The following is a 10,812-nucleotide window of genomic DNA, read 5'->3' as shown; positions in this document are numbered from 1 at the left end:
GTCATGCGCCCCGGGTCAGCGCCGCATCGGACGGCACGACGCCATCCTCGACCGCATCGACGATCAGCCGCACCAGCGCGGCGCGGCTTTCGTTGATGAAGAAATGCCCGCCCGGCAGCCATTCGCAGGTGGCGTGCCGCGACGTCTGCGTGGCCCACGCACGCGCGGCATCGCGGCCGACCAGATGGTCCGACGCGCCGTTCACGCAGAGCAGGTCGCATTCGAGCGGCGCGCCGGCCCGGTAGCGATAGCCGTCCATCGCGACGAAATCGGCGCGGATCTGCGGCAGCAGCAGCGCGAGCAGGTCCGGATTGTCGAGAATCGCGGACGGCATGCCGCCATAGCCCTGCAGCAACTGCACGAAACGCGCGTCGTCGAGGGCCTCCACCGGCACCGGGCGCGGCACGCGCGGCAACTGCGGGGCCTTGCAGCCCGACACGATCAGGCAGCGCGGGCCGGCCTCGCCGCCAAGCCGGCGCGCCACCTCGAACGCGACCAGCGCGCCCATGCTGTGCCCCCAGAACACCATCGGCAGGTCGCCCACGGCGGGGCGCAGCGCATCGGCCAGGTGCGCGACGATGTCGTCGAGATCGGTCAGCGGCGGCATCTGCCGGCTCGCCTCGCGGCCCGGCAGCCGCGCCACCAGCGGCCGCAGTTGCGGCGGCAGCGCGCGGCAGAACGCGTGATAGGCAGACGGCCCGCCGCCCGCATACGGGAAGCAGACCAGCGCGGCCCGCGGCGTGGGGCCCGGCGCCGGATCGATCGGCGCATGAAACCAAGCATGGAAATCCTGACCAGCCATCAGACGCTCCCCACTCCGGGCCGCCGCCAGGCCGCGGCGGCGGGCACATCGAACCGTTCCGCGGCAGCGCTAGCGGGCGCCGCGCGCGGGCCGCGCGTCACGAGAACACCGGCACCGTGTCCCAGGTGCCCCAGTCCTCGATCCTCGGCGCCGTGATCGACGCGTCGGCATCCCAATAGCGCCGCAGCGCCGGATCGCGATCCTCCTCGGCGAAGCGCTGCGCGAGGAACGGCCGCATCGGCTCGGACATGCGGAACTCGCACAGGATGTCGCGCACCTCGCGCTTGCGGAACATGGCCTGCAGCGCGTCGCGCTCGATCTCGCTGAGGTCCGGATGCCACGTGTCGATGATGAACACGAGGCGGCTCTTCGGGCCGTTCCAGGCCTCGTGCTCGAAGCAGTCCTCGAACACGATCGATTCGCCGACCTGCCATTGCTTGCGGATCTCGCCGACGCGCAGCGTGCAGTCGGCGTCGACGATGATCCCGACGCTGTAGCGCAGGCGCAGCGAATCGACGCTGCAGTGCGCGCCGAGATGCGTGTTCGGCTCCTGCCACGACAGCAGCGCCTCCGAGAACGGATGCGCGATGCCGCAGCGCGGCAGCCCGGCCGCGATGCGCTTCAGCTCGGGGCAGTGCATGGTCATGAACGGCAGCTGCGTGCCCATGTACCAGAGCGGATAGATGAGCCACGCGCCGTCGGTCACGACGCCGCCCGTAAACGACAGCACGCGGCTGCGCAGCCGCAGCGCCTCGTCGCGGATCGCGGGCGTCGCCGCGCGCAGGTAGTCGGCGACGGGGTCGCCCTCGGGGCTGCGCATCGGCCGGTTGTCGAGGCCGGGGAAGATCGGCAGGAACGTCGGATGCTGCTTCGGCAGGCGCTCGCCGTGCTCGGGTCGCGCCATGCGCAGCAGGAACGCCTTCACGCGATCCAGCTCGGGGCCGCCGTCCATGATCCGGCGGTAGCATCCCCCCTGCTCCATCACGTCCAGTACGGCCCTGCGCAGGGTCAGGTTTTTCTCGAACGGCGACATATCCCCTCCTTTCAGGCAGGTTCCGCCGCCTGCAGCGGCTGGAGGTTGCGCGAGATGTCGACGTTGTTGTGGATGCTGACGGCCAGCTCCTCGAGCAGCCCGATGTTCTCGCGCAGCTTCGCGATCAGCGCATCGTCGTCGGTGTACTCGATCAGCAGCTCCCGGTTCAGGTTGCGGCCGAACAGGTAGGTCTTGGTCAGGTCGACGTATTCGCCGGCCAGCGACGCGTCGTGCAGGATCGGCTGGCGCTTGAAGTGATCGGCCACCGAGCGCAGCAGGTCGTTGTAGCGCGCGAGCTCGGTATCGATGCGGCCGAGGAACGCGAGGTCGTGCCACTTGCGGTTGAAGTACAGCAGGCACGTCACGCCGAGATAGATCACGCTGTCCCAGAGGATCTTCTGCGTCATCACGAAGCCGTTGCCGAACTTCGGGTAGAGCCCTTCGTAGAGCATGAACACGATCTCGGCGAGCTGCAGGAACACGCGGTCGTAGGCGCGCGCCAGCGGTGCGATGTCCTCGCCGCGCAGGTCGCGCAGGATCAGGTCGCCGACGAACTCGTTGCTGTACGCGATGAAGTCGCTGCCCGGCGAATAGAACGGATCGATGAACACGCCCGCCTCGCCCGTGATGCACCAGCGATCGGCCGAGTACACCTGCGTGCAGCTGTACGAGTAATCCTGGTAGCAGAGGAAATCCTGCAGCGTGTCGCGATAGCGCTCGACGAGCGCCGCGCACTGCGGCTCGTTCTCGCGCAGCCAGTTCATCGATTTCTCGAACGAGTTCATTTCCTTCACGTTGTGCATCGTGTTGTCGAACACGATGCCCACGCTGGTCGAGCCCGAGCCGAGCGGAATGAACCAGACCCAGTAGCCCGGCCCCATGAAGTGATTGGTGCTGAAGCGTCGCGACGGGCCGGTGCGCGCGCGCCATTCGGGATCGTCGCTCATGTCGGAGATGTCGACTTCGGCGCCGAGCCGGAACCACACCGCGCCGTTGCGCAGGTTGCCGTCCTTCTCGAGCCCGAGCTTGCGCTTGAGGATCTTGCTGCGGCCGGCCGCGTCGACCACCCAGCGACAGGTGACGGTCCTGACCTCGTCGCCGTGCACGAAGCCGATCTCGTGGCGATCGTCGGGGCGCAGCTCGACGCGCTGCACGCGGGCGCGGTCGAACACGGTCACGCCGTCGGCCACCACCTGGTCGTGAAGGAAGTTCTCGAAGCGGCCGCGGTCGAGCTGGTAGCTCGGCACCGTCGGATAGTCGCTCGGCCCGATCTCGAGCCGTTGCGTGACGTCGCCGTTGTCGCCGTGCGGGAAGAAGAAGCGCAGGCCGAGCTTGGGCAGTTGCGCCGCGTCGATGTGATCCTTCAGTTTCAGGCGCTCGCCATAGTAGTGCGCGGCCACCTCCACGCTCGACTCGCCGACCTTGTAGCTCGCCTCCTGCGCGGGGCGCTTGCCGCGCTCGAGCACGACGATGCGGATGTCCGGCTTCTCGAGCCGCAGTTGACGCGCGAGCGACAAGCCCGCCAACCCACCCCCCATGATTGCGACATCAGCTTCCATCCACGCCTCCATCCTTGAATGATCGAAATCGATGACGAAACGGGCCCATGACGTCCGGCCGCTCGTGCGACCCGATCCGCATTTGATCCGGGGAGCGCGACCCAGGCGCGACATGGTTGATTCACACGAGTCCGGCACACTGGATTGCCTGCCGGGAGAGGCGCGTTCGCAACGGGACGCGCGGTGGCAATGACGAACCCTGCTTCGCCATCAGCGCTGCTTGATTGATTCGCCTCGCAAATCATCTTAACCATCGAAACACCAATCGGAATACCTACTAAATTTCCGAGTAGCAGCCGGCACGCGCAGATGGTTCCATTCCGAATCGACTCGATTGGCCGAGCGCGACACGCGCGCGCGATGCGTGGACGATGCGTGACTATCTATATCGGTGCCGCACTTGCCGCCGTCCGCCGTTGCCGTCGTTGCGTTCTCGCGGAGCCGGCCGAACGTTTTGCGCGGCCGCCACGTCCAATCGCCCGTGGCTGCCACGCGCAGCATCGTCGATGCAACCCGTCATTTCGGAATACAGACCATGAAGACCATCAGTCCCATCGACAAATACCGGCTGCAGGCCGCGCGCCTGCAAAAGACGGTCAAGCAGGCACTCGAAGACGATTCCGGCGGGATCGCGCGGCATCCCGTCGTGCAGCGACTGCGCGAGCATGTCGGACTGAGCGCCGCCGACGACGCGGTGCTGCGCAAGCGGCTGCACGCGCTGCCGGTCGGCAAGTATCTCGACCTGCTGGCGCGCGAGGCGGGGCACGACGACTGGACCGCATTGAACCGGCAGCTGCGCGCGCAGCAGGAAAGCGCCGACGACTTCGCCGACACCGAGCTCTACAAGTTCAATGCGAGCGAATTCAACCTGAACGTCTGGTTTCCGAGCTACGAGGAGGCGCGCGAGTATCTCGACGCGCATCGCGGCTTCTACCTGCTGCAGTTCAAGGGCCACTGCTTCCTTGCGCAGGCGCCGCACATCATCGATATCGGCCTGGATCCGAAGGACCCGGACTGGGAGCGGATCGGCCGGGACTGGGTCAAGCCGAAGGACCCGGAAGCCAAGCAGCGCCTGCGCGACAAGCTGCGGCTCGCGCGCGAGCAGGCCGACAAGCCGGCCGGCAACTAGCGGCCGCCGGCGGCGAGCGCGGCGCGGCCGCGACGCGGCCGGCGAACATCACGCGGCAGGCCTCGCCGGGCCGGCCTGGTCGCCGGCCCAGGCCCAGCAGGCTGTTGAAAAACTGTTTTGAGGCGTGTCTGCGACCCACATTTTGGGGTGCTCCACCCATTACCCGGGTTACGCGAGCGGCGTGTTGTGCGTTTTGAGAGGTCGATAATTTTCGGCGCGATCCTCCCGGAACGTTTTTCAACAGCCTGCCAGGGCCGCCGACTCACGCATCGCCGCTCACTCGCGGCGGCGCGGTCGAGCGGTCGACTCGGCGACGCGGTCGACCCAGCCCCGGTAGAACGCGCGGTACTTGAGCACGAGCTTGTCGTACTTGCTGTACGCGCCGCCGCCGTCCGGCTTCATCCCGTTCCAGATTTTGACGTCGTACCCCGCAGCCTGTCTGGTCTGCAACCCGAACAGCACGTAGTCGGTCGCGCGGCGCAGGGCACCGCCCACCTTCTTGATCGAGATGAGCATGTGCATGACGTTTTTGCCGTCGCTCACCGGCGTCACGCACTGGAGCAACTTGTATTTGACGTCTCCGTCCAGGGCGACGGTCATGACGCACCCGCCGGGGTAGCCGTCGAAGTGCAGGTTCATCTGCGACATGTTCAGGCCGAGCGCGCGCGACAGCATGCCGAGGGGCCCGAAGTACCGGTTCACGGTGAAGTCGATCCCGGCACCGAACCACGCGCCCGCCCGGGCCAGCGACTCGACCTCCGGCCACCGGCGCCAATCGTCGAAGAGCTTGAGCTCGAAGGCCGAGATCGGGAGCGCGTGCACGGGGTTCGCATGCTGCGCGTCGTAGAAGTTCTCGACGATCCGCAAGACCGCCGTCGTCGTCTCGAACGCGAAGTGCAGGTGCATGAAGTCGCCGTTGTCGACGTCGGCCGCGGCGATTTCGGGCAGCGGGTGCAGCGGCTGCGGGGAGCCGTACCAGACCCACACGTAGCCGTATCGCTCGGCGGTGACCAGCGTCGGCTGGCGCGCCCCGCGCGGGACGGGCTCCAGCCGGCACACCGCCGGGCTGTGGCCGGGGATGTGAACGCACTGGCCCTGCTCGTCGTAGCGCCAGTGGTGAAACGGGCACTGGATGCACCCGTCCTTGACCCGCCCGTCGGCCAGGTTCGCGCCGAGGTGCGAGCAGTGGCGGTCCATCACCACGGCCCGCCCCGTCGCGCCGCGCCACGCCACGCACGGACGGTCGAAGAGCGTCAACGCCGTCGGCTTGTCCTTGAGGTCGTCCGAGCGCATCGCGACGTACCAGCTCGCGGCCAGGCGCGTGGTCGCGTCGTACGCCCCCGGGGGATGCTCCTGGGTGCCCGCTTGATCCAATAGAACGTCGTTCATCGTTTTCGTGTCGGTGTCGGTGTCGGCCGACTACTTCAGCGCCAGGCCGATGCGGGTCGTGATGTACGCTTTGAGCAGCGCGAACATCGGGTTGTAGTCGAAGTACTTTTTCACCTCTGCCGGCGCGCTGGTTTGCGTCCAGTGCATCAGCTTCATCGCCGGCAGCAGGCTGTACTTCGAGTTGTTGAGATGCGGCTTGTCCCCGGTGATGCAGTACCCGAAGCCGAACATCGGCCTGGCGAAGTCTCGTTCGTCGATGAGGGCGTGAATCCGCGCCGCGGCCTCCTCGGCCGGCTTGCGCCCGGCGCTCACGGCCTCGACCTCGGCTTTGGCGTCGTTGAACAACTGGTAGTACCCCTCCATGTCCGCGCACAGGTACCCGAGGTACGGGGGGTTGTCGTCGAGGTGATCGAGGTCGCCCTCGTCACGCGACGCGCGGAACCTCGCGTGGGCTTGCACGAGCCGGAACTGCCCGAGGATCGTGCCGACCGCCCACAGCCTGTGGAACGCGTCCCACAGGCGGAAGTCCGAGAACGCCGTGTAGCAGCAGCTGACGAAGTCGTCGTTGTGGTCCAGGAGCTTCTGCTGCAGGCGCTCGATGTACTCGAAGCGCTCGGGGGAGAAGTCGTCGTCGCGCAGCGCCTTGATGAGCCGCGCCGCGAGCGCATGGATGGTCACCGCGGTGTTCTCGAGCCCCCGGGAGAAGAGCGGGTCGATGAACCCGTTCGCGTGCAGCATCAGGCAGTAGCGGTCGCCGACGCAGGCGTTCGACGAGAATTGCAGGCGGTCGGTCTTGACCCAGTCGCGCACCGGCACGGCGTCCCGGAACTGCGCCCCGATGCTCGGGAACCGCGCGAGGAACTCGTCGAATTCCTGCTGCGCGGAGATGTCCGTTTTCGGGTAGACACGCGGGTCGAGCTGCAGGCCGACGCTCACCAGGTTGTTGGTCGACCGCGGGTGGTTGTTGAACGGAATCACCCAGAGCCAGCCGCCCTCGAACATGTGGTGCAAGGTCCCCTCGTGCCAGCGCCAGCGCTGCCCCTTGACCTTGAAGATGTCGTCGAACGGCTTGACCCCGAGCATGTGCGTGTAGAGGCTGCGCGAGTGCGTCTTGAAGCGGCACGGCTCTTCGCGGAGCTTGAACTTGGTCGCGAGCGGCGCGCGGGGTCCTCCGCAGTCGATCATGTACCGGCCGGTGAACCGTTCGCCCTGGGCGGTGGTCACCGCGACGCCGTCCTTGTCGGCGTGGTATTCGGTCACGTTCGTCTTCTGGCGGACCGTGCAGCCGTATTTAATGGCGGCTTGCAACAGGTAGGCGTCGACGTCTTGCCGGTAATAATGGCTCTCCGGCCCCCACGGCAGCTCGGGAATGACGCACTGCGTGAATTCCTTCGGGTCGTGCTCCTGGCCGGGCTTGTGGAACACGAAGCCGAAGTTGCGCTTGATGCCCGTGCTCGACGCGACGTAACGCTGCGTCGAGTAGAACGACGTGATGCGGTCGAGCTCCGGAATGCCGTAGCGATCGGCGATGATGCGATTCATGAGAGACGTCTCGGGGATCGACGATTCGCCGATCGTGAACCGCGGGTGCGACGACTCCTCGATGATCAGCACGCGAAACTGTTGTTTGGCCAGGATGGCCCCCATCTGGGTGCCGGACATGCCCGAGCCGAGGATGATCACGTCGAAGTGGTTGCTGTCGCGCCCGTTCGCGGGGCTCTTCTGAGTCATGGGGCAAACTCTCCTTGTGAGATGGAACACATGGCCGCACGCGTCAGGCGTCAGGGCGCGTCGAGCGCGGCGCGCAGGCGGGACCGCGCGGCACGCGTGAGCGTGAGTAGATCGCCGAGCATGCTGGGCGCGTACCCCCCGCTGCCGATTGTGGGGCCGCTTCGCCCGACTTCGTACGCCCGCTCCGCCAATTTGAGGTGAGGCGCCCGGAAGCGCAGCAGGACCTCGAAGACCCGGTCGAGGGCCGCCAGCCCGGCCCCGACGGGCTCGCCCCGCGCGCCGACCGCTTGCGCCTCGCCGAGCGCGCGGTCGACGAGCGCCGGCCCCCCGGCGAACCGGGCGTAGACCGCCCTGAACGCGGGAAGCACGTAGGGCAGGTACGTCTCCTTGAATTCCCGATAAGCCTGGTGGTCCGATTGCGAGCCCCACAGGACGTGCTCCAGCACGAAGAGGGGCATTTCCACGGCACCGGGGCCGAGGTAGCTCTGGCCCCCGACTCGAATCGGTTCGTAGAAGGGGCGGAGCTCGTCGTAGAAGACCTGCAGCGAGATGAAGCGGTAAGCGTAAACGATCGATTCGACCATTTTCTGAAGATAGGCCGCCAGCTCGTCGCACCCTTGCGCGAACGCGGGCGACCGCAGGGGCACGTCGGACAGCTCGACGGTCACCGCGATGGCCGCCTCGAGGGCCGCCATCGAGATGCGCACGCTCTCGAGCAGGTGCGCTTCGTCGCGGAGCCCGGTGTAGCTGCGCTGCGCGTCGGCCGCCGCGGGGTTCCAGACCGTCACGTGCAGGAGCGTCTCGCGCGGCGGCAGGTCGGTCGCGCGCGCCAGGTCGAGCAGCACCGGCTCGAGCCCGGGCACCGCGTCCACGGGCTCGTGTCCGTGCCGCTTGAGCGACCCCAGGAAGAACCCGATGTCCCGCATCGCGGCGGCGGCTTCGACGAAGCCCCAGCCGGAGGGCACGCCGCGCGCCGGGAGGAACTCGCGCAACAGGCCAATGATGCCGGGCACGTCCTTTTTACGGTTCAGGCCCGGCAGCTGCAGAACGAGCGCGCGCGCCTGCAGCGGATCGCAGGCCGCCACCGCGGCATGCGTGGCCGCGAATGCGCCTACCCGGCCCATGGTGCGCTCCACTACAGGATTTCCCGCGCCGCGAGCGTCGGCCCGGGCTGGCTGCGAGACAGCCCCGCGTCGCCCTCACGCAGCGACCGCAGGTAGTCGTAGTTCGTCGGCAGGCTCGTCCGCAGACGCTCGGCCTCGCGCCGGATGCGGGCGAACATCGCCTCGGCCTTGTCGATCGACTCCGGTCGGTGCCGCAAGAGCGGCAGCGACCGGTCGGGCAGCATGCCCAGGCCGGCAAAGATGCAGTAGTAGTTTCCGTTCAACCAGAAGTTCTTGAATTCGTAGTCGAACGTTTCGTAGTACGTGGAATCGTCGAACGACGTGGTGGTCAGCGGCAGCCCCGCCTTGTAGCGCTGAACCTTCTCCTTGATGGCGTCCGAGAGCCGCAGGTCGTGCCGGTTCGCGAGCCAGAACGGCGTGTCTTCGCGCGACGTGGCGAAATAGTGCGCCTGGACGAAATCCCGGCAGTCGTCGAACATGTGGACGATCTCGGCGTTGAATGCGTCGGTCAACCGCGGGTCGAACGAGGTATCGGGGAAGTGCTTCACGAGCTGGTAGAGCGCCGCGTAGATGAAGTAGATTCCCGTCGATTCCAGGGGCTCCAAAAAGCACGACGACAGCCCGATAGCGACGCAGTTGTTGACCCACGCCCGCCCGTTGCGCCCGACCCGGAACTTGATCTGGTTGAGCGGCTGATTGTCCGAGAGGCCCCAGAGGTCGAGGAAGTCGGCGGTGGCCTGGTCGCGCGAGGTGAACTTGCTCGAGAAGACGTAGCCGCTGCCGAACCGGCCCAGCATCGGAATCTTCCAGGTCCACCCCGAGTTCATGGCGATCGCGGAGGTGTACGGCTCGATCCCCACGCGCTCGTCGGCGTTGGGCACGGCGCTGGCGACCGCGCTGTCGCACAGCAGGTAGTCGGACATGTCAATGAACGGCTCCTTCAGGGCCTGGTTGATCAAGAGCCCCCGCATGCCGGAGCAGTCGATGAACAGGTCCGCCTCCAGCGTCCGCCCCTCCTTGGTGGACAGGCTGGAGATGTAGCCGCGGTCGTTCAGGTGAACCTGCACGACCTCGTCGACCACGCGGCTCACCCCGCGTTCGACGGCCCAACGCTTCAGGAAGTCGGCCACCAGATGCGCGTCGAAGTGCCACGCGTGGGACATCTGGCGGGTGCCGTCGGGCAGGCACGGTGCCAGCTTGCCGTCGAGCGCCTCGGGCTGCGGGTAGCAGGCGTACTCCATCGGCTGCTGGAAGCCCTGTTCGCGCTTGCGCAGCCAGTAGTGGGTAAGCGGCACGCCGTCGCAGTTCGGCACGCTGCCGAACAAATGGTAGAAGTAATCGTCGCGCGAGCGGTCGGGAGACTTCCTCCAGTTCACGAACTTGATGGCGGCCTTGAACGCGCCGTTCACCTGGGGCATCCACTCCCGCTCCGGTATCCCGAGGAAGTCGAAGAACACCTTCTGCAAACTCGGGATGGTCGCCTCGCCCACGCCGATCCGGGGGATCGCCGCAGACTCGATGAGCGTAATGTTCGCCTGCTGCTGGAGCGCCCGGACGAGGTACGAGGCGGCCATCCAGCCCGCGGTGCCGCCGCCCACGATGACGATATTCTTGATCGGCTTGCTCATGACACTCTTCTCATAGGATTTAAAACCTGAATGGATAGTGCCGCCTTATCGAGCTGAACTCGCAACTCGTCCGAAAACGCGTCATAACGTGTCTGGCTCATCACGACACATGACACCGGGAAGGCATAGTGAATCGCGGCGAAGTTCGGCAACTCTCCGTGAAAATACCTTCCAACCGCCTCATCGCATCGGCGGCACACCGCGCAAGGGATGCCGCATCAACAGATTGACTTGCCGATGCGGCAATCGCCATTAGCGCATCGAGATGCTCGGACAACGTCGGCTTCCCGAGGCTTGCCATGCCATGCACGTAAACTCTCCGATACACCATAGCAGTGTTCACGATGGCACACCTCGCAAAATTTCATATCAACCTCAATTGATCCAGAGAAATACTCAATCCAGGAAAATATCGGC

9 protein-coding genes are annotated in these 10,812 nt (G+C 66.3%); 1 reads left to right on the top strand and 8 read right to left on the bottom strand.

Annotation, left to right across the window (positions count from 1 at the left end):
• Position 1: 1 nt before the first annotated feature.
• The 3 genes from ACFIMZ_RS35390 to ACFIMZ_RS35380 form a co-directional block, all read right to left on the bottom strand.
• Positions 2-802 carry a thioesterase II family protein gene (locus tag ACFIMZ_RS35390; protein WP_431825910.1) on the bottom strand — a complete coding sequence of 267 codons (801 nt, stop codon included), beginning with the start codon at positions 800-802 and terminating at the stop codon, positions 2-4.
• Between the two features lie 97 nt (positions 803-899).
• A complete protein-coding gene (locus ACFIMZ_RS35385; protein WP_431825909.1) occupies positions 900-1,835 on the bottom strand; it encodes an aspartyl/asparaginyl beta-hydroxylase domain-containing protein in 936 nt (311 codons plus the stop codon).
• A gap of 11 nt (positions 1,836-1,846) precedes the next feature.
• The gene (locus ACFIMZ_RS35380) at positions 1,847-3,394 is read right to left on the bottom strand and encodes an NAD(P)/FAD-dependent oxidoreductase (protein ID WP_431825908.1); all 1,548 of its coding nucleotides are present in this window, start codon (positions 3,392-3,394) and stop codon (positions 1,847-1,849) included.
• A gap of 535 nt (positions 3,395-3,929) precedes the next feature.
• On the opposite strand from ACFIMZ_RS35380, the gene ACFIMZ_RS35375 reads away from it, so the two are divergent.
• The gene (locus ACFIMZ_RS35375; RefSeq protein ID WP_431825907.1) at positions 3,930-4,523 is read left to right on the top strand and encodes a hypothetical protein; all 594 of its coding nucleotides are present in this window, start codon (positions 3,930-3,932) and stop codon (positions 4,521-4,523) included.
• A gap of 276 nt (positions 4,524-4,799) precedes the next feature.
• On the opposite strand, the gene ACFIMZ_RS35370 is transcribed toward ACFIMZ_RS35375, so the two are convergent.
• The 5 genes from ACFIMZ_RS35370 to ACFIMZ_RS35350 are packed head-to-tail and all read right to left on the bottom strand — an operon-like array spanning position 4,800 to position 10,595.
• Positions 4,800-5,912, bottom strand: coding sequence for a Rieske 2Fe-2S domain-containing protein (locus ACFIMZ_RS35370; RefSeq protein ID WP_431825906.1), 1,113 nt, complete (start codon positions 5,910-5,912; stop codon positions 4,800-4,802).
• A gap of 30 nt (positions 5,913-5,942) precedes the next feature.
• Entirely contained in the window at positions 5,943-7,643 is a 1,701-nt protein-coding gene (locus ACFIMZ_RS35365) for an NAD(P)/FAD-dependent oxidoreductase (protein WP_431825905.1), read from the bottom strand.
• A gap of 50 nt (positions 7,644-7,693) precedes the next feature.
• The gene (locus ACFIMZ_RS35360) at positions 7,694-8,767 is read right to left on the bottom strand and encodes a monodechloroaminopyrrolnitrin synthase PrnB family protein (RefSeq protein WP_431825904.1); all 1,074 of its coding nucleotides are present in this window, start codon (positions 8,765-8,767) and stop codon (positions 7,694-7,696) included.
• A gap of 11 nt (positions 8,768-8,778) precedes the next feature.
• Positions 8,779-10,395 (bottom strand): tryptophan halogenase family protein, encoded by a 1,617-nt coding sequence (locus ACFIMZ_RS35355; protein WP_431825903.1) that lies wholly within the window; start codon positions 10,393-10,395, stop codon positions 8,779-8,781.
• A complete protein-coding gene (locus ACFIMZ_RS35350; RefSeq protein ID WP_431825902.1) occupies positions 10,392-10,595 on the bottom strand; it encodes a hypothetical protein in 204 nt (67 codons plus the stop codon). Before ACFIMZ_RS35350 ends, ACFIMZ_RS35355 begins: the two co-directional genes overlap by 4 nt.
• Between the last annotated feature and the right edge of the window lie 217 nt (positions 10,596-10,812).

The sequence above is a fragment of the Burkholderia sp. F1 genome (assembly GCF_050813845.1).
In the GTDB taxonomy this organism is placed as follows: Bacteria; Pseudomonadota; Gammaproteobacteria; order Burkholderiales; family Burkholderiaceae; genus Burkholderia; species Burkholderia ubonensis.
This window is presented reverse-complemented; position numbering and strand designations above follow the sequence as displayed.